The 24,271-nt window shown below is 68.5% G+C and carries 21 protein-coding genes and 1 pseudogene; 15 read left to right on the forward strand and 7 right to left on the reverse strand.

Features of this window, described 5'->3' with window-relative positions; genetic code table 11:
- Positions 1-2 precede the first annotated feature (2 nt).
- The 4 genes from BSZ36_RS12510 (at position 3) to BSZ36_RS12525 (ending at position 4,862) form a co-directional block, all read left to right on the forward strand.
- Positions 3-2,345: a TonB-dependent receptor gene (locus BSZ36_RS12510; protein ID WP_094549453.1), complete on the forward strand. Its 2,343-nt coding sequence runs from the start codon at positions 3-5 to the stop codon at positions 2,343-2,345.
- Between the two features lie 81 nt (positions 2,346-2,426).
- Entirely contained in the window at positions 2,427-3,530 is a 1,104-nt protein-coding gene (locus BSZ36_RS12515; protein WP_094549455.1) for a sensor histidine kinase, read from the forward strand.
- Positions 3,527-4,153 carry a response regulator transcription factor gene (locus tag BSZ36_RS12520; RefSeq protein WP_094549457.1) on the forward strand — a complete coding sequence of 209 codons (627 nt, stop codon included), beginning with the start codon at positions 3,527-3,529 and terminating at the stop codon, positions 4,151-4,153. Before BSZ36_RS12515 ends, BSZ36_RS12520 begins: the two co-directional genes overlap by 4 nt.
- 151 nt (positions 4,154-4,304) lie before the next feature.
- On the forward strand, positions 4,305-4,862 hold the full coding sequence (locus BSZ36_RS12525) for a hypothetical protein (RefSeq protein ID WP_094549459.1): 558 nt from the start codon (positions 4,305-4,307) through the stop codon (positions 4,860-4,862).
- A 397-nt stretch (positions 4,863-5,259) separates the two neighbouring features.
- Here the strand turns inward: BSZ36_RS12525 and BSZ36_RS12530 are convergent, their stop codons facing one another.
- Positions 5,260-6,222: an ankyrin repeat domain-containing protein gene (locus BSZ36_RS12530; protein WP_094549461.1), complete on the reverse strand. Its 963-nt coding sequence runs from the start codon at positions 6,220-6,222 to the stop codon at positions 5,260-5,262.
- 126 nt (positions 6,223-6,348) lie between these two features.
- The gene (locus BSZ36_RS12535; protein ID WP_094549463.1) at positions 6,349-7,641 is read right to left on the reverse strand and encodes a hypothetical protein; all 1,293 of its coding nucleotides are present in this window, start codon (positions 7,639-7,641) and stop codon (positions 6,349-6,351) included.
- A gap of 183 nt (positions 7,642-7,824) precedes the next feature.
- Between BSZ36_RS12535 and BSZ36_RS12540 the strand changes: the two genes are divergently transcribed.
- From BSZ36_RS12540 to BSZ36_RS12575, 8 genes are all read left to right on the forward strand, one after another.
- Positions 7,825-8,184: a cupin domain-containing protein gene (locus BSZ36_RS12540; RefSeq protein ID WP_094549465.1), complete on the forward strand. Its 360-nt coding sequence runs from the start codon at positions 7,825-7,827 to the stop codon at positions 8,182-8,184.
- Positions 8,185-8,275: 91 nt separating this feature from the next.
- A complete protein-coding gene (locus tag BSZ36_RS12545; protein ID WP_094549468.1) occupies positions 8,276-8,902 on the forward strand; it encodes a hypothetical protein in 627 nt (208 codons plus the stop codon).
- Between the two features lie 82 nt (positions 8,903-8,984).
- Positions 8,985-10,151: a DUF3095 domain-containing protein gene (locus BSZ36_RS12550; protein ID WP_094549470.1), complete on the forward strand. Its 1,167-nt coding sequence runs from the start codon at positions 8,985-8,987 to the stop codon at positions 10,149-10,151.
- Positions 10,152-10,237: 86 nt separating this feature from the next.
- A complete protein-coding gene (locus tag BSZ36_RS12555) occupies positions 10,238-11,509 on the forward strand; it encodes a GAF domain-containing sensor histidine kinase (RefSeq protein ID WP_179271175.1) in 1,272 nt (423 codons plus the stop codon).
- A gap of 148 nt (positions 11,510-11,657) precedes the next feature.
- On the forward strand, positions 11,658-11,927 hold the full coding sequence (locus BSZ36_RS12560; RefSeq protein ID WP_094549474.1) for a DUF4235 domain-containing protein: 270 nt from the start codon (positions 11,658-11,660) through the stop codon (positions 11,925-11,927).
- A 75-nt stretch (positions 11,928-12,002) separates the two neighbouring features.
- Positions 12,003-13,583, forward strand: coding sequence for an MltF family protein (locus tag BSZ36_RS12565; RefSeq protein WP_094549476.1), 1,581 nt, complete (start codon positions 12,003-12,005; stop codon positions 13,581-13,583).
- Between the two features lie 82 nt (positions 13,584-13,665).
- Positions 13,666-13,878: a hypothetical protein gene (locus BSZ36_RS12570; RefSeq protein WP_094549478.1), complete on the forward strand. Its 213-nt coding sequence runs from the start codon at positions 13,666-13,668 to the stop codon at positions 13,876-13,878.
- 84 nt (positions 13,879-13,962) lie between these two features.
- Positions 13,963-14,991 carry an extracellular solute-binding protein gene (locus BSZ36_RS12575; RefSeq protein WP_094549480.1) on the forward strand — a complete coding sequence of 343 codons (1,029 nt, stop codon included), beginning with the start codon at positions 13,963-13,965 and terminating at the stop codon, positions 14,989-14,991.
- A 68-nt stretch (positions 14,992-15,059) separates the two neighbouring features.
- Here the strand turns inward: BSZ36_RS12575 and der are convergent, their stop codons facing one another.
- Positions 15,060-16,373 (reverse strand): ribosome biogenesis GTPase Der, encoded by a 1,314-nt coding sequence (gene der, locus BSZ36_RS12580; RefSeq protein WP_094549482.1) that lies wholly within the window; start codon positions 16,371-16,373, stop codon positions 15,060-15,062.
- Positions 16,374-16,778: 405 nt separating this feature from the next.
- Between der and msrB (BSZ36_RS19730) the strand changes: the two genes are divergently transcribed.
- Both msrB (BSZ36_RS19730) and msrB (BSZ36_RS12590) read left to right on the forward strand, forming a co-directional pair.
- The gene (gene msrB, locus BSZ36_RS19730; RefSeq protein ID WP_094549484.1) at positions 16,779-17,936 is read left to right on the forward strand and encodes a peptide-methionine (R)-S-oxide reductase MsrB; all 1,158 of its coding nucleotides are present in this window, start codon (positions 16,779-16,781) and stop codon (positions 17,934-17,936) included.
- Positions 17,937-18,059: 123 nt separating this feature from the next.
- Positions 18,060-18,485, forward strand: a pseudogene (gene msrB / locus BSZ36_RS12590) (peptide-methionine (R)-S-oxide reductase MsrB); the annotation flags it as partial.
- Between the two features lie 18 nt (positions 18,486-18,503).
- On the opposite strand, the gene BSZ36_RS12595 reads toward msrB (BSZ36_RS12590), so the two are convergent.
- The 3 genes from BSZ36_RS12595 to BSZ36_RS19480 all read right to left on the reverse strand — a co-directional run bounded on the left by BSZ36_RS12595 (position 18,504) and on the right by BSZ36_RS19480 (position 21,216).
- Complete coding sequence (locus BSZ36_RS12595; protein WP_094549488.1) at positions 18,504-18,980, reverse strand: hypothetical protein; 477 nt, start codon at positions 18,978-18,980, stop codon at positions 18,504-18,506.
- Between the two features lie 131 nt (positions 18,981-19,111).
- A complete protein-coding gene (ettA, locus tag BSZ36_RS12600) occupies positions 19,112-20,767 on the reverse strand; it encodes an energy-dependent translational throttle protein EttA (protein WP_094551312.1) in 1,656 nt (551 codons plus the stop codon).
- Positions 20,768-20,970: 203 nt separating this feature from the next.
- Entirely contained in the window at positions 20,971-21,216 is a 246-nt protein-coding gene (locus tag BSZ36_RS19480) for a PID-CTERM protein-sorting domain-containing protein (protein WP_094549490.1), read from the reverse strand.
- 54 nt (positions 21,217-21,270) lie between these two features.
- Here BSZ36_RS19480 and BSZ36_RS19485 point away from each other — a divergent pair, with 54 nt between their 5' ends.
- A complete protein-coding gene (locus BSZ36_RS19485; RefSeq protein ID WP_179271177.1) occupies positions 21,271-21,453 on the forward strand; it encodes a hypothetical protein in 183 nt (60 codons plus the stop codon).
- Here BSZ36_RS19485 and BSZ36_RS12610 read toward each other — a convergent pair.
- Positions 21,396-24,167, reverse strand: a complete 2,772-nt coding sequence (locus tag BSZ36_RS12610) for a S8 family peptidase (protein WP_094549492.1) — start codon at positions 24,165-24,167, stop codon at positions 21,396-21,398. The two genes, BSZ36_RS19485 and BSZ36_RS12610, sit on opposite strands and share 58 nt — an antisense overlap.
- Between the last annotated feature and the right edge of the window lie 104 nt (positions 24,168-24,271).

Genomic DNA, 24,271 nt, shown 5'->3' on the forward strand with positions numbered 1-24,271 from the left:
CGATGCTCGCTCGCCTTTTCCCGCCTCTGGCGGCCCTCGCCCTGTTCCTCGCGCCAGAGGCCCACGCGCAGTCCATCACCGGCCGCGTCGTGGACGCGGTCACGCAGCAGACGCTGCCGGGCGCGAACGTGGCCGTGCTGGACGCCTCTGGCGAGATCCTCGCGGGCGCCGCGACGGACCTCGACGGCGCGTTCTCGCTGTCGGGCCTCCGGGCAGGCAACTACCACCTCCAGGCTTCCTTTGTCGGCTACGACACCCAGACGCGGACGGACGTCGTCGTGCAGGCCAGCCGACCGACGTTCGTGCTGTTCGAGCTCCGGGAGACCACGACCGCGCTGGGCGAGGAGATCACGGTGACAGCAGGCTTTTTCGAGGACGAGCCCGACGCGCCCGTCTCGGTCACCGCGCTCGGGCCGGAGGAAATCCGCCGCACGCCTGGCGGGCAGAACGACATCTCGCGCTCGCTGCTCGCGCTTCCCGGAGTCTCCTCTGGCGTCGACAACCGCAACGACCTCTTGGTGCGCGGCGGCGGGCCGAGCGAGAACGCTTATTTCGTGGACGGCATCGAGGTACCGCAGATCAACCACTTCGCGACGCAAGGGGCCGCTGGCGGCGCGCTGGGGCTCCTCAACGTGGACTTTATCCGCGAGGCGACGTTCTACACCGGCGGCTTTCCGGTCCGGTACGGCGACGCGGGCTCGTCGGTCCTGGTCGTCGAGAACCGTCCGGGCAGCCCCGGCCTGCTCTCGGGCGACATCACGGTCGGCGCGACCGAGACCGCGCTGTCTCTGGACGGCTCCTCTGGCGAGGACTTCAACTGGATCTTTAGCGCCCGGCGCTCCTACCTCCAGCTCCTGTTCGAGCTGATCGACCTGCCCATCCGGCCGGCCTACTGGGACTTCCAAAACCGGACCGAGTGGGACGTCACCGACAAGGACCGGCTCGTCTTTTTCGGCCTCTGGGCCGTGGACGACTTCGACATCGCGCAGCCCGAAGACCCGGACGACTTCGAAGGTCAGGAGATCGCCTCTCGCGTGCTGGACAACGACCAGCGGAGCTACACCGCGGGCCTCTCGTGGCGCCGGCTCGTCCCCGGCGGCTTTTTTACGACGGCCTTCAGCCGCTCCTACCAGGAGTTCTTCTTCAACGACCGCGACGAGGCCGGCGACCCGCTCCTCTCCAACATCTCCGAGGAAGCCGCGTGGCGCCTGCGGACCGACGGCGACCTGCGCCTCGCGCCCGGCCTCACGCTCGGTGTCGGCGGCGGGGCCTCTCGCGAGACCATCGCGAGCGATTTCTTCCAGCGCGCGACGCCCGCGAACCGCCTCCCGGCCGATCTCGCCTTTGACGCCGATCTCGGTCTCTGGAAAGGCTTCGGCTACACCCAGATCACCGCGAAGGCCGCTGGCGGCAAGCTCGCCCTCACCGGCGGCGTCCGTGCGGATGGCACCGACTTCTTGGACCAGGGCTTCTCCGTCTCGCCGCGCGTGAGCGCGAGCGTCGACCTGACGGATCAGATCAGCGCCTCTGGCGCCGTGGGCCGCTTTACTCAATCGCCGGAGTTGGTGTCGCTCGCCGTGCGCGACGGCGTCTCGCCAGAGGCCCCGTACGCCAACCGCGGGCTCCGGTGGATCGCCGTCGATCAGGTAATCGGCGGGCTCGCACTCACGCCCGTGCCCAGCCTCCGCGTCTCGCTGGAGGGCTTCTACAAGCAGTACGACGACTACCCCGTCTCCGTGAGCGATCCGCGCGTGTCGCTCGCCAACCTCGGCGGCGACTTCGGCGTGATCGGCGCCGAGCCTCTGGCGCCCCAGGGCGAGGGCCGCGCCTACGGCGTGGAGCTCTCGGCGCAGAAGCGGCTGACCTCGAAGGTCTACGGACTCGGCGCGTACACGCTCGCGTGGAGCGAGTTCACCGGCGCCGATGGCGTCTACAAGCCGAGCGCGTGGGACGTGCGGCACAACCTCCAACTGACCGGCGGGATTCGGCTGGGTGGCTGGGAGATCGGCTCCAAGCTCGCGTTCCAGTCGGGCCGCCCGTTTACGCCGTTCGATTTCGCGGCCTCGGAAGTGGAGTACGCCCTCTCGCGCCGCGGCGTGCTGGACCTCGACCGGCTGAACCAGGAGCGCACCTCGGTCTACACCCGCTGGGACGTGCGCGTGGACCGCCGCTTCTCCATCGCGGGCCGCGTCAACGGCAACGTGTACCTGGACGTGCAAAACATCCTCGACCGCGAAAACGTGTTCGGCGTGCAGTACACCGAGGACCCTGCGGTCCCGAGCCGCTTGCGCGAGCAGTCGGGCATCGGGCGGCTCCCGTCGGTCGGCTTCAGCGTCGAGTTCTAGGGCGGGAGACGCAGAGGCCTCGCGCCAGAGGCCTCCGGCGCGTTCCCGCGCGGCAACCGCGTAGGTACTTTCGCGGGCGGTATGAAACGCGCCGCTGTTCTCCTGTGCCTGCTCTCCCTTGCCGCGTGCGGATCGCCCTCGCGCGAGGACGTAGACGAGCGGAAGCGCGAGAGCGGGACCCGCGAGTTGAATGGCAAGGTGGGCGTGTTTCTGGACGAGGGCCCGGTCTACTATCGCTACCGTTACCTGCCGGACAGCCTTGTCGTGCTTGGCGAGGGCTTGGAGGAGGGACCCGAGGTCGAGATGCCGTTCGATGCCTTTAGCGCGATCGTGGTACAACTCGAAGCGCTGGGCGTGGTGATCGCGGAGGACCCCGCCGCGATGAAGTACGACCGCATGCCGGGAGAGGACGACGTGATCGTGAGCGTGAGCGTCCCGCCAGCGGCGGCGGCGGCTCTGGGTGGTGCCGCGGGGCTCGCGCTCGCGCTGGGGGTGCTGCTCTGGGCCATCCGGCGCCAGAGGCGGGAGAGGAGGTTGCAGCGTGGGTTGGCGCGCGCTCGTGAGGCCGAACGCGCACACCTCGCGCGCGAAATACACGACGGGCCGCTGCAAGAGCTGTGCGCCCTTCAGATGGGGCTCGTCGGGCTGGGCGATCAGCCGGTCGACACCGACAGCGCGCGGGTGCTGGCAGCCGAGATCATCGGCGAGCTTCGGCTGGTGTGCGGGGCCCTCCGGCCGCCGGGCCTGGACCAGATGGGGCTCGTCCGCTCGGTCGAGGCGCTCATGGAGCGCGCCCGCGCGCGCCACCCGGAGATCGCGTTTGGATTCGAGGCCTCGCCAGAGGCCGAGGCGCTCGGCCGAGACCTCGGGGACGAGGAGGCTCTGGCCCTGTTCCGCATCGCGCAAGAGGCGTTGACCAACGCCATCCAGCACGCCTCCGCTTCACGCATTGAGGTCGCGGCCGAGGCCTCTGGCGGCGCGATCCGCCTCGTCGTGACGGACAACGGCGTGGGGTTGGAACGGCGGAAGGACCAGTCTCTAGCCGAGGCGGGGCACTTTGGGATCGTGGGAATGAAGGAGCGCGCAAACACGCTGGACCTGCGGCTCGCGTTCAGGACGCCAGAGGCCGGGGGGACGCAGGTGGCGGTCTCGCGGCGGCGCACGTCTTCGCTTCAGCTCTCATGATGCCTCCCTACCGCGTCCTGCTCGTAGACGACCACCCGCTTTTCCGCGAGGGGCTCCGCCGTCAACTCGACGCCGACGACCGGCTTCAGGTTGTCGGCGAGGCGTCGGACGGGAAGGAGGGGCTCCGGCTGTGCCAGAGCCTGACCCCTGACGTCCTCGTGCTGGACATGCATCTGCCTCAGCTTTCCGGCCCCGACGTGGCGCAGGCAGCATCGGCCTTGGCGGCTCCTCCTCGGATGCTCGCGCTGAGCGCGTACGACGACGCGTCTTACGTCCACGCGCTGATGGACGCGGGGGCTGCGGGCTACGTCACGAAAGACCAGCACCCCGCCGTGATCCGCGAGGCCGTCGTCGCGGTGGCCGAGGGGCACGGGCGGTGGTTTGTGGCCCTCCCGCAGCGGCCTGATCAGCTGTCGCCGCTGACGGCCCGCGAGCACGAGGTCCTGCTCTTTCTCTCGCGTGGGCTCGACAACCGCACCATCGGCGACCGGCTGTTCGTGACCGAGAACACGGTCCGGAACCACCTCACCGCGATCTATTCCAAGCTGGGACTGAACTCCGCTCGGGAGGCCATCGCGTGGGCCTGGAAGCACGGCATCGCAGACGCTCAGGAAGGGGCGTAGGCCGCGCCTGTGAGGTATGGACTAGAAGGCCTGTGAGGTGCCTCTGGCGAGATCGTGAGGTGTGCACGTAGGGGCGCCGCAGGGGCGCACCGTAGGCTGCGGGACTGGGCACGACCACTGTCTCAGTCCTCCTTGCCTCCCCTTTCCTGCTATGCGCTATTCCCTCGTTCTCGTCGCGCTTCTCGCCGTGCCTGCAGCCTCGGCGCAGTCCTCGTTTTTCGCCGCGGAGTTCGGCGCCGGCTCCAACGGCATCGCCGCCAGAGGCCAGGCCGGGCTGGGGCGGCTGGGCCCCGTTGCGCCCACGGTCCGCCTCGCGATGACAACGGACACGGCACCGGCGTCGGCGGAGCCCTCGTACCGGCAGTCCAACGTCGAGGTGGGGCTGGGAGCATCGCGGGTGGTGCGGCTGGCGGATGGGGTCGGACTCGCGGGCGGCGCGGGGGTAGCCGTCGCCGTTGCCGCCCGTGACGAGGGGGCCTCTCAGGACGGCGCGTTTTTCCGCTTTCCCAAGATGCAGTTTGGCCTGACGCTTCCCCTCGACCTCAGCGCCGTCGTGCGCCTGACGCGGACCGTGAGCGTTTCGGCGGGAGGGTACTGGAGCGTGCCTCTGGCGTCGGGCAGCAGCGAGAGCGACCCGGACCTCCTCGCGCAGATGCCGAGCTTGGGGCAGCACGGTGCCGTCCTGGGCGTGCGCGTGGGCGGGTGGTAGGCCCCCGCCGCCAGAGGCGTTCGATGTGGCATGCCGCGCCCGCGCTAAAAAAACGCCCCGCCGGTCTCGGGGACGGGCGGGGCTTGAGATCCGGTGCCGGAGGCGCGGCTTAGCTGTTGGCCTTCTCCCGGTGGGAGGCGAGGGCGAGAAGCAAGAGGAGCGCCGCCGGGACCGCGAGTTGCAAAGCAATCATGTCGCGTGGGGCGGCTGGTGGACGGGAAGTTCTGTACGGACAACTACGGCATTGGAGTTGCACGATGCAGGCGGAGACCACGCGAACCGTCGCGATTCAGGGCTGACCTGACGCCGGTCCCTGCTCAACGCCGGCCGTGGCCTCGCGGGCCACCTCTCATGCCGCGCCTCTGGCGTTCGGAGTCACGCCAGAGGCCGCCTTTCCCTATTCGCCAAGAGCGGCTTGGAGCGCGGCCACGGCGGCGCTGAAGTCCGTGTACTCGCTGTCGTCGTTGAGCCGCGCGAGGTCCAGCGGGGTGAGGCCGTCCGCGTTGTGGATTGTGGGGTCCGCGCCGTACTGCAGGAGAATCGGGACCACCGAGCCTTTTACGGAGCCGAGAAAGGCCGCGTGCATCGGGGTGTGGCGGGACTCGTCGGCCGAGCGCGCGTCGGGGTCTGCGCCGGCGTCGAGGAGTGCGCGCGCAGGCCCGGCCGCGTCGAAGCGGGCCGCGGCGTGGAGCGCGGTGTCGCCGTTGTCGTCTGCCGTGGCGGGGTCCGCGCCTGCCTCCACCAAGAGGCGGATCGTGGCGGCGTCGGCGTCGGCGTAGATCACGGCGTGGTGCAGGATGGGCCGCCCGTATGGGCCAGCGACGCTCAGGTCGGCGCCGGCGTCCACCAGCAACCGGATGGCCTCGGCGTCGCTCCGGTTGATCGCGGCATGGAGGGGCGCCCATCCCTCAGCGTCCGTCTCGTTGGGGTCGGCGCCGGCGTCCAGCGCGCAGCGGACGTGCGCGGCGGTCTCGGCGCGAGGGAGCGGAGGGCAATCGCCAGAGGCGCCGGCCGCCGCGCCAGAGGCCTCTGGCGCGAGCGCGAAGTTGAGCCGCGTCCGCGACGCCGAGAGGCACATAAACCTCCCCTCGGCGGGCTCGAACCCGCGGCGCGAGACGACGGCGACGTAGTCCGTGACGGTGAGGCTCGTGAAGACGGCCTCGCCTCTGGCGTCGGTCTGGGCGGAGTAGCGGGCGGGCTTGCCCTCGTTCCAGTCGGCAGCGGTGAACAGCTCCACGAGCGTTCCGTCGTAGGACGGGGCCGAGCCCGCGTACGCGAGGATGCGGACCTCGGCGCACGGGCCTTGCGCAGACGCGGGGCCGGCGGCGAGGAGCAGGACGGAGAGAGCGAGCAGGCGCATGGAGGCGGGGGTGTGGCGCCAGAGGCCTCTGGCGTTGGTGGGTCGGTGTCGGCGGCGGCGCCAGAGGTAGCGGGCGGCTCCAGAGGCACCGGGCGGCGCCTGAGGCGCTGGGCGGCGCCAGAGGCGTCAGCGCACGAGGTCGTAGGCCGTGACGGTAGCGGACGGCGTGGGGCCGCCGTCATAGGAGCGGTACGAGCCGGACACGACGACGCGCAGCGCGTCGCCGACCTCGCCGCACGCGAGGACGCGGTGCGTGAACGTGCCGGCGTCGGAGATGGAGACCGACGCCACTTCCTCGCGTCTGCCGATCGTTCCGTCGGCTGCAATCACCTGGATGTCCACTTTGCGCTGGTAGTTCTCGGCCCAGCGCGTGCTGAGGAGCGCGATGTCGCCGTCCCAATCGCACGCCACGTCCGGGTCTGGCCCGCCGACGCTGAACGCGCTCGCGCGCTCCATCCCGTCGGCCTCCACAAACCACTCGGTGTTGGTCGTCGTCGTCCCCCGGCGGTCCGTGAACGAGTTCTGCTCCCCGGTGTACCCGACGCGGACGCGGCGTCCCGAAGGCGTCGCGCCGAAAAACGTCGTGCCCGGCCGCGTGCCGTCGTACCCGGTGCCGAACGTCTCGAAGCCTGTTGCGAGGGACGGGGTGCCGGCCGTGAGGTCGAGGTCGAGAACTGCGGACTGCGAGGCGGTCCCGATGTAGGCCGTCATGTCGATGGGCAGCGTCGCGCGCGGGCCTCTGGCGACGGCCCGGCCTGCCGTTTCCCCCGGGTCGAAGTCGACGAGCGTCGGGGCGACGTGGAGGCCGCCGCTCCACGTCACCTCGCCAGAGGCTGTGATCCGGCTGGCGACGAGGACCTCGACGCCGGTCGAGTCCCCCTCGTCGTTGATGACGCGCGTCTCGCCGGCGTGGATCGCGAGCCAGTCGCCCCCCTCGATCGGGAGAAAGCCGTACGTCTCCTCGCTCCACGTCCCGATCACGCTCGGGTTGGACCGGATGTCCGCTGGAAGGGCGGGCGAGACCTCCGTGCGCGCCCGCTCCGTGCCGTCCGGGCCGAGCCGTAGGCCGAGCGCGATGCGGGAGTCGGAGATCGCGGTCCGCGCGATGCCGAGCGCCACGCCGTCGCCATCGGGGGCGAGGTGGAGGGCCGGGCGGGTGTAGGCGCCCAAGTCGTCGTCGGTAGACCGCGACCACGTCTGCACCCCGTCGAGCGAGCGCGCGACGCTCAGGAACACGCCGAACGGGACGGCGAGGACGACGCCGCCCTCGGCGTCTACGAAGGCCGCAGCTCGCTCGTAGTCACCGCTCGTCGGCGCCGGCACCTCGGCGGTGCGGCTCACGCGCGGCTGCGCGAGTGCTTCTGGCGCGAGGAGGAAGGCAGCAAGCGCGAGGATCAGGGTGGGGCGCAGAGCGGTCACGGCGGAGGTCGGGGGAGGAAGGGCTATGCTAACGGTGCCTGCGGGCGTGCCGCCTCCCGAGATCGCGGGAGCCTCTGGCGCCAGAGGCGCACGAGCAGCGTGATATCAGGTGCTGCGACGCGGCTCCACCCGGACCTGTCCGGCCCGATCTTTCCGTCTTCCATTCCCACGCCTCTCGCGTCCATGCCCCGTCACATTACCGCCCCTACCCGCATCCCCGTCCCTGGTGGCAAGACCATCGAAGAGCACGTTGGCCGCGTGAACACCCACACCGAGAGCGTCTCGGTCGCGCACATGGTGGCGCCGCCCGGTTGGGATGAGCCGGCACAGACCCCGAGCTTCGACGAGGTCACCATCGTGATCCGCGGCCGGATGCGCGTGGAGTACGACGGCGGCGAGATGGAGATCGGGCCGGGCGAGACCGTGCTCTGCGAGGCGGGCGAGCGCGTCCGCTACGTCAACCCGTCCATCGCGGAGGAGTGCGAGTACTGGGCGGTCTGCACGCCCGCGTTCTCGCCAGAGGAAGCGGGCCGCGAGGGCTGAGCAACGCCGGGCCTCTGGCGCGGTCTCCATCTCGGCGGGTCGCCAGCGGCCCGCCAGTTAGCTTTCATGCCCTCATCGCCTCCGCACCCGTATGCGCGCCGCCCTCGCCCTCGCAATCGTCCTAACGCTCGCGGCCTGCACGTCCTCGAAACAGGCCACCTCGGATGGATACCGAGTCTCGCAGGAAGAGAACGGGGACGTGACGATAGAGGTGCCGCCGGGGGCCTCAGCCGAAACGCTGATGGCGGCTCTCCAAGACGCCGCAGAGCTTACCAAGTGGGTGCCGCCAGAGGCCGCTGGCGGCCTGCGGCAAATCGACGCGTCCGAGTTGCCCCCGGTTGGGGGCATGGGCAAAACATCGGTCTACGAATACGGATTGCAGGACGGTCGATTCAGCCTGTACGTCTACCGGTTCGGCGCCGATGCCGATTCTCAGATCGAGGGGACGCAGGTGGCGCTCGCTACGCTCGTCGAGCAGGGGCGCATCGACGCGTTCGAGTTGAAGGAACAGAGCGCCCGCGAGGTCGCTTGGGACGACACGGAGGCCACGTTGCACCGCGTACGGTTTGTCGAGACGATCCGCGGCGCCCCGTTTGACTCGTACATGTACCTCCTGAAAGACGACATCCACTGGATCAAGGCACGCGTGTCCTTTCCCGAGGGGCTGCACGACAAGGCCAAGGTGGACGCGATGGTGCTGGCGTTGCTCGCGGGCTAGCCTCTGGCGCCAGAGGCCCGAGGCAGCACCGCGGACGACTTCCGACGAGGGACCCCGCCAGAGGCGCGCTCGTTGGAGCCTCATGCCCGTTGACTTCTATGCCGCCCTCCCCGCGCTCACGCGGTTTGCCGACCTCGCGGACCCGGCCGTTTACACGCCGCTTCCGGACTCGTGGACGGTGGTCCTCACCGATGTCATCGGCTCTACCGTGGCCGTTCAAGCGGGACGCTACCGCGATGTGAACTACGTCGGCGCGGCGAGCATCGCGGCGGTCCTCAACGCCAGTGATCGCGTGGACATCCCGTTCGTGTTCGGCGGCGACGGCGCCACGCTCGTTGTCCCCCCGGACCTGCTGGACGACTCGCTGGCCGCGCTCGCGGCGCTGCAGATCCACGCGAGCGAGCGGTTGGACCTGCCCCTCCGTGTCGGTTACGTGTCCCTGGGAGACATCCGCGCCGCCGGGCACGAGGTCGCCGTCGCGCGCTTCCAGGCCTCGCCTAACTACGCGCAGGCGCTGTTTCTGGGCAGCGGCATGGGCTGGGCCGAGGACCAGATCAAGGCCCCCGCGACCGCCTCCCAGTACGCCTCGGTCGTGGAGCCGGCCTCTGGCGCGGACCCCTACGCCGGCCTGGAGTGCCGGTGGGAGGACATCCCGAGTCCGTACGGCGAGACGGTCTCGCTTCTCGTGGCGGCCTCTGGCGGCGCCCAGGCCGACACGTACCGCGAGGTGCTGCGCGAGGTGGAGGACATCTACGGCACCGGCGACGCACCCCACCCCATCACGCTCGACGGGCTCCGGCTCTCCTCGGACCCGCGGCGGCTCTCCCCCGAAGTCGCCCTCCGGCACCCCGCAAAGGCCGTCGCGGCGCGGGCCGAACTGTGGGCGCGGAACCTCCTCGGCCGCGTGCTCATCCGGCGGAAGGCAAAAACATCGGAGACCGATTGGGACGCGTACCCGAGGCTTCTCCGCGCCGCCACGGACTACCGCAAGTTCGATGGCGTCCTGCGCATGATTCTCGCCGGCACCGCAGAGCAACGCCAGAGGATGGAGCGCTTCCTGACGGCGCGCTACGACAAAGGCGAACTGGCCTGGGGCCTCCACGTCTCGGACCGTGCCGTGATGACCTGCCTCGTCTACGAGCGCATGGGCCAGCAGGTCCACTTTATCGACGGCGCGAACGGCGGCTATACCGCCGCCGCGGTGCCGTTCAAGAAGCGCCTCAAAGCGCTGGCGGCGGAGCGCGCCTGAGGCCTCTGGCGCCAGCGGCGCGCGGCCGGGGCGGTTCAAGTATGGACGCGAGAGGCCGATATCTCCGCGGAACTTCCGGCCTTGCCATGGCCTCGCCGCCCGGCGCCCCTGTGACCGAAACCCACCTCGCGCCCCGTTCCGACGAGCCGTTTGAAGTCGCCGTGCGCCGCCTTCGGATGCTGCTCGATGTCAACGTCGCGCTCAGCGCTGTCGCTGACCTCGATCACCTGCTCGGCACCATCATTCGCACCACGACAAGCGTGCTCCAGTGCGAGGCCGCCTCGATCTTGCTGCACGAGCCGTACGAGAACGTCCTCCGCTTCGCCGCCGCCACGGGCGACGAGAAGGGCGCGCTAAAGGAGGTGCGCGTGCCGCTCTACGGGAGCCTGGCCGGCACCATCTACACCGAGAACCGCGCCCTGCTCGCCGTTGACCTCAAGCGCGACGAGCGCCACTTCAGCAACGCCGCCGAGGCCACAGGCTTTCAGCCGCGCGTGCTTCTCGGCGTCCCCATGCGCATCGACGGCGTGCCCATCGGCGTGCTCGAAGCGCTCAATCCCCGCGACGCGTTCGACGCCGTTGACGCGGAGATGCTGCTCATCGTCTCGGCCCAGGCCGCCGTCGCCATCCGCAACGCTCGGCAGCGCGACGCACTCGACGCCGCGCGCACCCGCCTCGCCGCGCTCGACCGTGTCAAAAGCGACTTCATGGCCGTGGCCTCCCACGAACTCCGGACGCCTCTGGCGGCGCTCCGTGGGTTCGGCGAGATCCTGCACGAAGAGGTGCGCCCGGACCTCGTGGGCCACGCTGAGGAAGTGGTCCGCTCCTCGAAGCGGATGGAGGCCATCGTAGAGACGCTGGAGGAGATGAGCCAGTTGGAGCACCCCCAGCGCGCCGAGCCGCACGGCAGGAATGGAAACACCGTCACCCTTTCCGACGTGCTCGCGCGGGCCGACTCCGGGATGGACCGGCCCATCGATTTCTCGCTACCCCCCGCCCCCCTGCTGATCCGCGGTGAGCGCGACCGGCTGCGGCTGGCGTTCTCGCACCTGCTCGCCAACGCCGTGCAGTTCACGCCGCCAGAGGCCGCCATCCGCGTGGAAGCCGAGGTGCACGGCGACGAGGTCCACGTGAGCATCCGCGACGAGGGCCGCGGCCTCGATCCGCAGGACTTGGAGCGGATCTTCGAGGCCTTCGTGCAGACCGACGACCCGCTCACGCGCCGAACCGAGGGTCTCGGCATGGGCCTGACCGTCGCGCGGAGCATCGTGCTCCGTCACCGTGGGCGGCTGTGGGCCACGAGCCCCGGGCTCGGCCAGGGCAGCACGTTCCACGTGCGCTTGCCCCTGGCGGCGTAGGGCCTCTGGCGGTACAGAACGCGGAGAGCTTGGCGCCAGAAGCCTCTGGCGCCAGCGCGCGGAGGGGTGCGGAGCGCCTGCGAGAAGAGCGGTCGGAGCCTGGGGTGCTTCTGGAGCGTAGGCCTAGCCCCTCTCCCCCTCCCCTCCGATGAAGATCTCAGACGACACCACGTGGAAAGCCCTCACGTTCGTCGCGGCCACAGGCGCCGCGCTCACGACGCACTGGGCGCTCAAAAACGGCTGGCAAGCCATCACCGGCAAGAAGCCACCAACGAACCCCGCCGCCCGTGAGACGGCTTGGACGGAAGCCCTGATCTGGACGGCTGCGAGCAGCCTCGCAGGTGGCCTCGCGAAGCTCGTGGCCAAGCGCCACGCCGGCGCGTTTAAGGAAGGAGACGTTCCTGTGCTTGGCGCCTAACGCTGTGAATGCGGGATTCACGGACCCCGCCAGAAGCCCGTCCCGTATCTCTGTCCCTTCTATTCTGCCTTTTCCATGCTTCGAGGTCCCTTCCGAATTGTCGCCATCCTTCTCGGCCTCGGCCTCGCAGGCGCCGCCGTCGTTACGGCGTTTTCGCCGGACTCAGCCTCCGTTGTCCGCCTTCCCGATCCGATCGAACGGGACCTCGACCAGATCATCGAGCGGGACACAATCATCGCGCTGACGAGCTACAACCCGACGAGTTACTTCGTCTACCGAGGCGAGGCCTTCGGCTACGAGTACGAGTTGCTAAAGGACTTCGCCGAGGAGGCCGACGTGGTGGTCACGATGCGCGTCGTGCCGCGGGACAGCCTGCTGTATTTCCTCAATGCGGGATTGGGTGATGTCGTGGCGGCGCGGCTTTTCCCGAGCGAGAGCGACACCTCGCAGTTCGCGTACACGAGGCCGCTGTATGAGACGCCCCCGACGGTTGTGCAGTCCACGGGGCCGCTCAACGAGGACACCTCCGCCTCCGATACCCTCCGTGCGCCAGAGGCCTCTAGCCTCCAAGCGAGCAACGCCGCGCGTGAGTTGGGAGACGACGCGGCGCGCGGCCCTATCCGCATCCGAGGCGCTCGCATCCAGAGGCCTGGCGATCTCGCGGGAGAGCAGGTGTTCCTGCCCGAGGACCACGCGTACATCGAGCGGCTCGTCGAGATCGAGAACCGCGTCACAGGCGACATCGAGGTCGTGGAGGTGGACACCTTGAGTGAGGCGCTGATCCGGCAGGTCGCCAGAGGCGGAATCGACCTCACCATCGCGCCGCAGAACGTGGCGCAACTGGAGGCGAGCTACTTCGAGAACTTGGAGGTGAACCCGGTCATCGGGCCCGCGACGGGCGTGGTCTGGGCCGCGCGGCGCAACTCGCCTGACCTCGCGGCGGCGCTCAACCGCTGGATCCTCGAGAACCGGGACTCCAACCGTTGGGCGAGCCTCTACCGCAAGTACTACGTGGACCGCGACGGCTTCCGCGAGCGCGTCGAAAGCGAGTACCTCACGAGCGAGACATCGGTCCTCTCCCAGTTCGACGACGTGTTCAAGGCCAACGCGGCCGAGATCGGATGGGACTGGCGGCTTCTGGCGAGCCAAGCGTTTCAAGAGAGCCGCTTTAAGCCCCGTGCGCGGTCGTGGGCCGGCGCGATGGGCCTCTTGCAGATTATGCCGCTGACGGCCCAAGACCTCGGCATCTCCGACCCGTACGACATCGAGGAAAACGTCGACGGCGCCGTCCGCTACCTCCAGTGGCTGGACGACACCTACTGGGCTGAGATGGTGCCTGACTCCCTCGAGCGCCAGAAGTTTATCCTCGCGAGCTACAACGCCGGAGCCGGCCACGTTATGGACGCGCAGCGCCTGACGGAGAAGTACGGCGGCGACAAAACGAAGTGGGCCGATGTCGCCTACTGGATGCTCAAGAAGTCCGATCCCAAGTACTACAACGATCCCGTCGTGCGCCACGGCTACGCCAGAGGCCTGGAGCCCGTCCACTACGTCGCCATCATCTTGGAGCGGTTCGACCACTACCGCCAGTTCGTGACCGACGACGTCAGCGTGGCCTCCGCCGATGGCTCGGCAGCCTCTGGCGCCAAAGGCTGAGCGGCGCATACGGGGCACGCCAAGGTGGCCTGATTACCCCGCCTGGCTGCTCTACCTTCTCCTATCTCCCGACACGTTGCCGATGCCCGTTTCTACCCCTGACGTTGAGATCGACCCCGACGCCCTGAAGCGGGCCGTGACGGAGGCCCTGCACGAGAACCGGGACTGGCTGCGCGATTTGGTGCAAGAGGCCCTGGAGACGTGCGCGATGGACGAAGCGCAGCGCGAGGCGGACGTGCGCTCGGCCGCCACACACCGCCCCCTCGTCCTCGGCGGCGTCCGCGGCGACGCCTGAGCGGGCGGCTTCTACCGCCAGAGGCCTCTGGCGGGATCACCACACGAGACGCCGGGTAGGGACGCCGAACCGTCCCGCTGCCTTGTGACCGCCTCTCGACTCGCGCCTCTGGCGCTCGCCCTCCTCCTTCTCTCCGGGTGCGCGAGCGACGACCGTACGCCGCTCGTGGTGTATTCGCCACATGGCAAGGAGATGCTGAGCGCGTACGAGGAGGCGTTCGAGGCCGCGAACCCCGGCGTGGACGTGCAGCCCATCGACATGGGCGCGCAGGACGCCTACGACCGCATCCGAACGGAGCGGCAGAACCCGCAGGCGAGCGTGTGGTGGGGCGCACCTCAGGTCACGTTCGCTCGCGCCGCCGAGGAAGGGTTACTCGCGCCCTTTACACCCTCCTGGGCAGGCGCGCTGGACGCCTCCTCGCGCGATCCAGAAGGCCGCTGGTACGGAACCTTTCTGACGCCCGAGGGCTTTCTGGTCAACACGGAGACGCTGGACGCCGCCGAGATGCCTCGGGACTGGGACGACCTGCTCGACCCGCGCTGGAAAGACCGCGTCATCATCCGCACGCCTCTGGCGAGTGGGACCATGCGCGCCATCTGGAGCGCGATCATCGTGCGCCAGCCGACCGAAGAAGCCGGCTTCGAGTGGCTCGCACGGCTGGACGCGAACACCAAGTCCTACGCCGCCGACCCGACCCAGATGTACCTCGGGCTCGCCAGAGGCACCGCCGATGTGACGCTCTGGAACATGCCGGACGCGTACCTCCAGGCCGAGACCAATGGCTACCCGTTCGCCTTTATCGTGCCCTCTAGCGGCGCGCCCGTCCTCGTGGACGGCATCGCGATCCCCGAAGGCGCGCCGCAGCCCGAGCTCGCGAAGCAGTTCATCGAGTTCGTGACCTCGCAAGAGGCGCTGCTGGATCAGTCGCGCCGCTTCTACCGCATCCCGGCGCGGACCGACATTCCACAGGACAGCCTCCCGGCATGGATCACGTCCGCAGAGATCCGCCCGATGGAGCTCGACTGGTCGGCGCTCGCGGACAAGGAGGACGCCTGGATGCAGCGCTGGGACGAGTCCGTCAAGGGACGCGGCGCCGCCTACCTCGCGGAGTAAGTCTCTGGCGAGGGCACGAGGCCTCTGGCGCCAGAGGCCCCTGGCGTCGGCCCGCGAGGGCAACCGGACTACTGCGGCTTGGATTTCGCCTTGAACGAAAGCGTCAGCGGCACGCCCTCGAATCCGAAGGCGTCACGGAGGCGGTTCTCCAGGAAACGCTTGTAGCTCTCCTTGATGCCCTGCGGGTAGTTGCAGAAAAAGGCGAAAACCGGCGGGCTCTCGCGGACCTGGGTCGCAAAGTTGATCTTGACGTAGTTGCCGCGCCAGGATGGTGGGTACTGCGCCCGTACGGCGGCCTCGACCACCTCGTTGAGCTTGGAGGTCGGGATGCGCTTGTTGCGCTCGTCGTAGACCTGCAGCGCGAGGTCGAGAACCTTATCGGCGCGCTGACCTGTGAGGGCGCTGGCGTAGAGGAACGGCACGAAGTCGATGGTGCCGCGCTCCTTGGCGGCACGCTCGAAGTCTCGGGCGGTGTTGGTCTCCTTCTCAACCAGGTCCCACTTGTTGACGACGACGACCAAGCCCTTCTTCATGTCCGCAGCCTCGCGGAGCACCTTCGCGTCCTGCGCCTCGAAGCCGCGCTCGGCGTCGATGAGGAGCACGGCGACGTCGCACGTCTGGATGGCGCGCTCGGTCCGCAGCATGGAGTAGAACTCGACGTTCTCCTTCACGCGCGCCTTCTTGCGAAGGCCGGCGGTGTCCACCAGTACGATCTCCCGGCCGTTGACCTCCATTCGAGCATCGACCGAATCGCGCGTCGTCCCCGCGATTTCGGTCACGATGCTCCTCTGGCGCCCGAGCAGCAGGTTCGCGAGCGAGGACTTGCCCACGTTGGGCCGGCCGATAAACGCGATGCGCGGGGCGTCATCGTCTTCGGCCACGTCGGGCTGCTCGGGGAGGGCTTCGATGACCGCATCGAGGAAGTCGCCGGTCCCGGAGCCGTTGATGGCGCTGAGCGCGAACACGTCGCCCAGGCCGAGGCTCCACAGCTCGGCGGCTTCCATGCGGCGGAGGTCGTTGTCTGCTTTGTTGCCAACGACGAGAACAGGCTGCTCGGCGCGGCGCAGCACCTGCGCCACCTCTTGGTCAAGGTCCGTGATGCCTGTCTCCACGTCCACGACGAACAGGATGACATCGGCCTCTTCCAGCGTGAGCATGACCTGCTCGCGGATGGCGGCCTCAAAGCGCTCGGCGGAGCGCGGGACCAAGCCGCCGGTATCGACGAGGTCGAACACACGCCCTCCCCACTCCACGTCTCCGTAGATGCGGTCGCGCGTCACGCCGGCTTCGTCGTGGACGATGGCCTGGCGGGCTTCGGTGAGGCGGTTGAAGAGCGTGGACTTGCCCACATTCGGGCGGCCGACGATGGCGACGAGAGGCATAGCGGGAAGTCAGATCAGCGAAAGCAGAATGCAGAAGGCGCACCCGGGGGTCCGCGCCTCTGGCGACGCAGCGAAGTCCGCCAGAGGCCGCCGGCGAGTGCCACGGCCTACCAACGTTCCCGCCTCTGGCGCGCACCACTTCCCCACACACAGGCCGTAGACGTGTGTGGGCCGCGGCGACGGCGCAAGAGGCCCAAACTAGGCGTCGCGCGGCCGCTGGCGCCTCTGCGGACCCTTCGCGTGTGCGCCGACGCCAGAGGCAGATGCAAGCTCAGCAATCGTGCCGGCGTGCGGGGCGTGTAGTCCAGAGTGCGGACGCGGGTGTAAGACCCGTTCTCGAAGTTGGTGAACCGGCACCACCGCACAGCCTCAGGCGTTACACCACCGATCCGACTCTACCCCGACATGCGACTTCCCTTTCTCGGCCTCCTTGCCCTCGCGTTTGCGCTCGCTGCGTGCGGCGGCGCCGAAAGCGCCTCCGAATTGGAGGCCGTTCTCGGCCAGCCCGTCCACAGCCCTGTTGAGCCCGCATCGCTCGACATCGCTCCTGCGGACGCCGACACGCTCATCCTGGCCGCCGGGTGTTTCTGGTGCGCCGAGACCGCCTTTGAAGGCGTCCCGGGCGTTGCAAAGGTGACCAGCGGCTTCGCAGGCGGCACGGTCGCCAATCCGACCTACGACCAGGTCACGCGTGGTGGCACCGGCCACTACGAGGTGATCGAGGTCGTGTACGACCCCGAACAGGTCTCTACGGAGGACCTCCTGGACATTTTCTGGCGCAACGTGGACCCGCTCGACGGCGACGGCCAGTTCTGCGACCGCGGCCCCTCCTACCGCTCGGCCATCTTCGCCACGAGCGTCCAGCGGCCTCTGGCGGAGCAGACCAAGCGCGAGGTGGCAGCCAGGTTCGACCAGCCCATCGAGACCAAGATTCTGCCCTCTGCGACGTTTTACCCCGCCGAGGACTACCACCAGGACTTCTGGCTCAAGGACCCGGAGCGCTACTACTCCTACCGCCTCGGCTGCCGCCGCGATGCGCGCCTGGAACAGCTCTGGGGCGCAGAGGACACCGCCGAGCTTTCGCCAGAGGCCCGCGAGACGCGTGAGACCTGGGCCTCCCGGTTTGAGCGGCCCAGCGACGCTGCGCTCAAAGCCAGACTGTCTGGCATGCAGTACCGCGTGACGCAGGAGGACGGGACCGAGCCGCCGTTCGTAAACGAGTACGACGACAACAAGGAGCCTGGCATCTACGTGGACATTGTCTCCGGCGAGCCGCTTTTCTCCTCGCTCGACAAGTTCGACAGCGGGACCGGGTGGCCCTCGTTCACGCAGCCGCTGGAGCCCGCCCTCGTCGTCACCAAACCCGACCCGGGCGTCTTCGGCGACCGGACGGAGGTTCGCTCCGCTGTCGGGGATTCGCACCTCGGTCACGTGTTCGATGACGGCCCCGCCCCCACCGGCCTGCGCTACTGCCTCAACTCCGCCGCGCTCCGCTTTATCCCGGCCGACCGGCTCGAAGCCGAGGGCTACGGGCAGTACGCCAGCCTGTTCGCCTCCAGCTAGCCTCTGGCGCCCGCTCCCGCCCCCCGCCAGAGGCCTCTGGCGCCCCACCTCCGACTTCTGATGACACGCGTCTCCCTTCTCCTCTTCGCCCTCCTTCTTGCCGCGCCTCTGGCGCAAGCGCAGAGCAAGGCCGAACTCCGCCAGAGGCTCACGCCGATGCAGTACCGCGTCACGCAAGAGGACGCGACCGAGCCCGCGTTCCGCAACGCGTACTGGGACAACGAGCGCGCCGGCATCTACGTGGACATCGTCTCCGGCGAGCCTCTCTTCTCGTCCAAGGACAAATACAAAAGCGGGACCGGCTGGCCTTCCTTTACGCGCCCGCTCGTTCCCGGCAACATCCGCACGGTCACGGACCGCTCTGGCGGCATGACGCGCGTCGAGGTCCGCTCCCGCGGGGCCGACTCCCACCTCGGGCACGTCTTCAACGACGGCCCCGCGCCGACGGGCAAGCGTTACTGCATGAACAGCGCAGCCATGCGGTTTATCCCCGCCGCACGCCTCCGCGCCGAGGGGTACGGCCGCTTCGCCGCCTCGTTCGGACGGTAGCGCCAGAGGCCTCTGGCGTCAGCCCACACGTTGATAGCGGTCCTCGCCCACGACCGTCGCGAAGCCTCTGGCGACGAGCCCGGCGTAGAGAGCGCGAGCCAGGCGCACGTCATATCCGCGCTCGAACCCCTCGACGTAGATCCGCACGCGGCGGCCGTCTGCAAGGTCGAAGCGCCAACTCTCGGCGCGGCCCCGGTAATGGCGGTAGCTCGCGATCTCGTCCCAGGAGAACGCGTGCTCTCCTTTCCGATTCGCGACGAGGACTCCGCCAGAGGCCACCTCGACCCAGCGCAATCCCCGTCGCCAGGAGATTCCCAGTAGCGCAGCGAGGAGGAGGGCCAGAACGCCGCAGCTAAAGACCATCACGAACAGCGGCGGCCACGAGTCTTCCTCTAGCGCGATAACGGCAAAGAGGATCAGGCAACTCACACCGAAGACGAGTGCCCACGAGCGCGCAATGCGAGCAAAGGAGGATTCGAATCGGAGAGACGACATGGGCGTACCGGCGGACGCCCTGGATATCGGCCGAGGGCCCAGAACCTTCAAATCGGCCGTATACGACGACGCCTCTGGCGCGGCAGGTTCTACCAGCGCCAGAGGCGGTCTCGGTCTGTCGTCTATCTGCGCTACCGTGTGAGCTGGCGGTACTTGATCCGCTTCGGCACGTCGGCGTCCGTTCCGAGGCGCTCGCGGCGGTCAGCGGCGTACTCGGAGTAGTTGCCGGGGTACCAGCGCGGGTGCACCTCACCGTCGGCGTCAGGCTCGAAGGACAGAATGTGCGTCGCGACGCGGTCGAGGAACCAGCGGTCGTGGGAGATCACCACGACGCAGCCGGCGAACTCCAAGAGGGCCTCTTCGAGGGCGCGAAGTGTGTTCACGTCCAGGTCGTTGGAGGGCTCGTCGAGCAGGAGCACGTTGGCGCCTTCCTTGAGCGTCGTCGCGAGGTGGAGGCGTCCGCGCTCACCGCCGGAGAGCTCGGTCACCTTTTTCTGCTGGTCCTGCCCGCCGAAGTTGAACCGGCCCACGTAGGCGCGAGCGTTGACCTCCTGCTTGCCGACCTGAATAAAGTCGGAGCCGCCGGAGATGGCTTCGAAGACGGTGTGCTCGGGGTCGAGCGGGCGGTTTTGGTCCACGTAGCCGATCTGCACCGTGCTGCCCACGTTGAAGGTGCCTGCATCCGGCTCCTCCTGGCCCATGATCATCTTGAACAGCGTCGTCTTGCCCACGCCGTTCGGGCCGATCACGCCCACGATGCCGCCGGGCGGGAGGCTGAACGTGAGGTCTTCGTAGAGCACGCGGTCGCCGTAGCTCTTCGTCACGCCAGAGGCCTCGATCACCACGTCGCCGAGGCGTGGGCCGGGCGCGATGGGGATCTCGCGGTCCTCGTCGGCCTTGTTGTACTCCTGGCTGACCATGCGCTCGTAGTTCGCGATACGCGCCTTGCTCTTCTTGGAGCGCCCCTTGGGGTTCTGGCGCACCCACTCCAGTTCGTCCTTGAGCGCCTTCTGGCGCTTGGACTCCTGCTTCTCCTCCAGCGCCAGGCGGGCCGTTTTCTGCTCCAGCCACGACGTGTAGTTGCCCTGGAACGGGATGCCCTTGCCGCGGTCGAGTTCGAGGATCCAGCCCGCGACGTTGTCTAGGAAGTAGCGGTCGTGGGTGACCGCGATAACGGTGCCCTCGTACTGCTCCAGGTGGTTCTCCAGCCACGCGACGCTTTCGGCATCGAGGTGGTTGGTGGGCTCATCGAGCAGGAGCACGTCGGGCTTCTGCAGGAGCAGTCGCACGAGCGCCACGCGGCGCTTCTCGCCGCCCGAGAGCACGCCGATCTTGGCCTCTGGCGGGGGGCAGCGGAGCGCGCTCATCGCCATGTCCAGCTTGGAGTCGATGTCCCAAGCGTCCAGGGCGTCGATGCGCTCCTGGAGCTTGCCCTGCTCGGCCATGATGGCGTCGTAGTCGGCGTCCGGCTCGGCGTACTTGAGGCCGACGGCCTCGTAGTCCTTGAGAAGCTGCACGGCCTCGCCTGCACCCTCTTCCACGATCTCGCGGACCGTCTTCTCGGGGTCCAGCTCGGGCTCCTGATGGAGGTAGCCGAACGTGATGCCCTTCTCGGACTGGATGGTCCCGTCGTACTTCGGGTCCTCCCCTGCGATGATCTTCAGCAGCGACGACTTGCCGGCGCCGTTGAGGCCCAGCACGCCGATCTTGGCGCCGTGGTAGAAGCTGAGGTAGATGTCCTTGAGGACGAACTGGCCGGGGCGGTAGCTCTTGCTCACGCCGACCATGGAGAAGATGATCTTCTGGTCGCTCACAGTGTCGGGGTCGTCGGTGTTCAGGTGTAGGCTCGGGCCTCTGGCGCCAGAGGCGAAACCAAGCTAGGCCGCGCGCCTCGGCGCGCAGGCCAATCCTCTACGAAACCCGACGGGCCTCTGGCGGTGTGCCCCGGCATCAAGTGCGGACGACATCGCTAGAGCGAGATCGCTCTCGGCTACGCCAGAGGCTCGGTGCTCTTCGAGAGGCGTCGGGCGGCGTAGCCCGCGCCAGCCAGCGCGAGCAGGCCGAGGCCGCCATCGAGCGGCACGTTGGGCGGCGGCGGCGGTGGCGGCGGTGGCCCCGGACCGAAGTTGTCCTCCGAAGCCGCCGGGGCCTCTGGCGCGGCGGCCCAGTCCGGGACGTTCTGCGCGAAGGCCGCGGAGGAGAAAACGAGAGCCGAGAGAGCGACGAGGCGAAGCATGGAGAAGCCGGTAGCAGTCAAAACAGAGGATCGCTCGCGCGACCGCACAAGGGGGTGTCCCGAAGACCCATTCGCACCCGGCGCCTAACAGACCCCGCGGCCTCTGGCGCCAGAGGCCTCACGCAAACGGGCGGGACCGCCGAAGCAGCCCCGCCCGATGGTGTCAAGCGTTCGGCGTGCTACCGCACGACCGTCATCCGGCGCATCTCCGTCTCGCCGCCAGAGGTGAGGCGGTAGACGTAGGTGCCGGCAGCAAGGCCGCTGGCGTCGAGCGTCACCTCGTAGCGGCCGGCCTCCACCGTCTCGTCCACGAGAGAGCGCACCTCGCGGCCTAGCAGGTCATAGACCGCTAGGCGGACGGGGCCGCTGACGCTCGTCGTGTAGGCGATCCGCGTTGTCGCCCCGAAGGGGTTGGGCGCGTTGGCCTCCAGGGCCATCTCGCCAGAGACCTCTCCACCCTTGAGGGCGGGTAGCGTCGTCCCAGCCGGCTCACCCGTAAAGGCGTCCGGGTTGGTGGCGTCGTACATGTCCAGGAAGCGAACCGCGGCAACGGCGTAGCCCGCGCGGGTTACGGTCTCCGAGGGGTTGAAGCGAGCGCGGATCGTCGGCTGCAAATCGAACGGACCCTGGTGCACCGAGAACTGAGCGCTCATCAGCCCCGCGTCGAGCGCGAGTTGCACGTAGCCGCGAAGAGCCGCGGGGATCGCCCCACTGTCATCCAGCGCGATGCGCTGGCCGTCGAAGGCGGCGTAGACCGTGCCGTCGTAGTCCATCGCGGGCTCGTGCAGGCCGAGCGCGGCGACAAAGGAGTAGGCGAGGTCCGCACGGGAGACGAGGTTGTTCTCGTGGAAGCCCTCGGCGCGGATTACGCCGGGCGCGAACCCGTCGCGGTCCTTGAGCGCAGCGCCCCGGAGGGTCGCGGCGTTGGCCTGGATAAACGGAAGAGGCGCCACCTGCGACGGCTGACGGATGCCCGCACCGAGCGTGAGGTACATCGCCAGTTCGCCCTGCCGCATCACGCCGTTCGGGTTGTACCGCCCGTTGCGGAATCCGTCGACGAGTTGCTCGATCACCGCCGCCTCGATAAAGCCTCTGGCGGGGTGGTTCGCGATGTCGTTGAGACCGACGAAGCCGTCGGTCGCGACGAACTCGACGCGGGCGTTGATCGTGCCGGGGAGCGCGAGACCGTTCGTGACACCGAGCGGGTCCACGCCGACGCCCGAGAGCGAACCGATGCCGCTGGCGCTGATCGTCCACGTGCCTTCCTCGCCCGGCGCGCTCACGCCCGCGATCTCACCGAGCACAGGGAGCGTGATGCCGGAGCCGTAGCGCTTGCCGCTCGGGGACGTGAGGACGAGCGCGATGGTGTTCTCCGACACGACGGCGCGAGCCTTGACGAGGGACACGTCGGCAGCCACTTCGAACGAGACCGACTCCGGCTCGCCGATGGGGCTGAAGAACAGGCTCGCATCAAAGCCTCCGGCGTCGCGGAAGCGGCCGCTGGCGTTGAACGCGCGGGTCGCCGTCGCGAACGACGAGCGGTCCCCCACGTCCACGCCGCGGATCTCCGCGATGGCGGCATGCGCGTTGGCGTAGCCCGTGCCGACCTCCCACGGCTCGCGGCCAGGCATGTTGGTCGCCGTCCGCTGCAGGATGGCCTTGACCTCCATCGGGTCCAAGCTCGGATCGGCTTCCAGCATCAGCGCCACGATGCCAGCCACGTGCGGCGTCGCCATCGACGTGCCGGAGATCATCGTGTAGAACGGCAGGTAGGCCGGCGCGATCGCGTCCAGGTCGGCGTCGCCTCCGTTGGCGCCCGCGTTGGTCGCCGAGCGCGTGGAGATGATGTCGACGCCAGGGGCCACGATGGTCACGTCGTTCTTGTACTCCCAGGTCTGGCCGTCGTAGGTGGTGAAGGAGTAGCCCTCGCCCTTTTTACCGCGCGAGGAGAAGTCCGCGAGCGCACCAAGCTTGTCCCCGGCACCGACGGAGATGACCCATGGGGCCTGCGCGTAGATGTTGTGCGTGTCCTCGCCCGGACCGCTGTTGGAGGCCGCGAACAGCGTGACGATCCCACGCTGGTACGCCCGGTAGGAGGCCTGCACGATGGGGCTCTCGGGCGCGAACTCGCCATCGGATCCCCACGAGTTGGTGATGACGCGGATCGGGTTGTCGAAGCGGAACTGGTTGGTGATCGCGTAATCGAAGCCGCCGAGCCCATCCAGGATGAGGATCACGCCGCCGGAGCCGTACCCGATCAGGTCTGCGCCGGGCGCAACGCCTTCGTACAGGCCGCCCGAGCGAACGCCGAGACCGCCGACCGTGCCGGCGCAGTGCGTGCCGTGGCCGGAGTTGGTGTCGGTGTTGGGCGTGCCTTCGAGGTACGTGATGGGCGCGAGGTCCGTGATCGCATTCAGGTTGGTGAGCGCCTGCACGTTTTCGACGACCTTCGATCCATAGGGAAGGTCCGCGTGCGTGGCGTCGATACCGGAATCGTTGACGACCACCGTAACGCCTTTACCGGAGTACGGAAGGCCCTGGCTCGTGCGGAGTTGGGAGTCCGTGCGGAGCCGGTCAACGCCGGTGATCTGCTTGGAGCCGTCGTTGTGGTAGTTCAGCTCTTCGTTGAGCCAGACGGAGGCGACGCCCGGAATCCTCGCGATAGAGGCAACCTGCGCCGGCGTTGCCAAAACGCCCGCGATGGGCAGGCTCTGGAACGTGGTGCCGGTTGTGACGCCGAGAGCGGTGAGCCCGCGGAGTTGCGACGTGCTGAGGGGGCCTTCCTGATCGAACGTGACGACGACCTCCAGGCGGTCCAGGCTGGACGTGATCGATAGCACGTCTTGGAGCGAACGCCCGATGACGGCCGTCTGAGCGCTGGCGGAGGAGTAGAGGAGCACCACCAGCGCAACGAGAAGGGAACGGAGGAGGGGTGTAGCGCGAGGAGTCATGGGCGGTCGGAGGTGAGGGGTGTGCTCCAAACCTCCCTGCCGTTCCGCTTCCCTTCCATCGGCTTGGCCCGAAGGACCTTGTAGGAAGATTCAGTTGAGGCGAC

The organism is Rubricoccus marinus (assembly GCF_002257665.1).
GTDB lineage: Bacteria > Bacteroidota > Rhodothermia > Rhodothermales > Rubricoccaceae > Rubricoccus > Rubricoccus marinus.

Coding starts and splice junctions, on each gene's coding strand:
- BSZ36_RS12510 (WP_094549453.1), top strand. CDS start 3: ATGCTCGCTCGCCTTTTCCCGCCTCTGGCGGCCCTCGCCCTGTTCCTC.
- BSZ36_RS12515 (WP_094549455.1), top strand. CDS start 2,427: ATGAAACGCGCCGCTGTTCTCCTGTGCCTGCTCTCCCTTGCCGCGTGC.
- BSZ36_RS12520 (WP_094549457.1), top strand. CDS start 3,527: ATGATGCCTCCCTACCGCGTCCTGCTCGTAGACGACCACCCGCTTTTC.
- BSZ36_RS12525 (WP_094549459.1), top strand. CDS start 4,305: ATGCGCTATTCCCTCGTTCTCGTCGCGCTTCTCGCCGTGCCTGCAGCC.
- BSZ36_RS12530 (WP_094549461.1), bottom strand. CDS start 6,222: ATGCGCCTGCTCGCTCTCTCCGTCCTGCTCCTCGCCGCCGGCCCCGCG.
- BSZ36_RS12540 (WP_094549465.1), top strand. CDS start 7,825: ATGCCCCGTCACATTACCGCCCCTACCCGCATCCCCGTCCCTGGTGGC.
- BSZ36_RS12545 (WP_094549468.1), top strand. CDS start 8,276: ATGCGCGCCGCCCTCGCCCTCGCAATCGTCCTAACGCTCGCGGCCTGC.
- BSZ36_RS12550 (WP_094549470.1), top strand. CDS start 8,985: ATGCCCGTTGACTTCTATGCCGCCCTCCCCGCGCTCACGCGGTTTGCC.
- BSZ36_RS12555 (WP_179271175.1), top strand. CDS start 10,238: ATGGCCTCGCCGCCCGGCGCCCCTGTGACCGAAACCCACCTCGCGCCC.
- BSZ36_RS12560 (WP_094549474.1), top strand. CDS start 11,658: ATGAAGATCTCAGACGACACCACGTGGAAAGCCCTCACGTTCGTCGCG.
- BSZ36_RS12565 (WP_094549476.1), top strand. CDS start 12,003: ATGCTTCGAGGTCCCTTCCGAATTGTCGCCATCCTTCTCGGCCTCGGC.
- BSZ36_RS12570 (WP_094549478.1), top strand. CDS start 13,666: ATGCCCGTTTCTACCCCTGACGTTGAGATCGACCCCGACGCCCTGAAG.
- der (WP_094549482.1), bottom strand. CDS start 16,373: ATGCCTCTCGTCGCCATCGTCGGCCGCCCGAATGTGGGCAAGTCCACG.
- msrB (WP_094549484.1), top strand. CDS start 16,779: ATGCGACTTCCCTTTCTCGGCCTCCTTGCCCTCGCGTTTGCGCTCGCT.
- BSZ36_RS12595 (WP_094549488.1), bottom strand. CDS start 18,980: ATGTCGTCTCTCCGATTCGAATCCTCCTTTGCTCGCATTGCGCGCTCG.
- ettA (WP_094551312.1), bottom strand. CDS start 20,767: ATGGTCGGCGTGAGCAAGAGCTACCGCCCCGGCCAGTTCGTCCTCAAG.
- BSZ36_RS19480 (WP_094549490.1), bottom strand. CDS start 21,216: ATGCTTCGCCTCGTCGCTCTCTCGGCTCTCGTTTTCTCCTCCGCGGCC.
- BSZ36_RS12610 (WP_094549492.1), bottom strand. CDS start 24,167: ATGACTCCTCGCGCTACACCCCTCCTCCGTTCCCTTCTCGTTGCGCTG.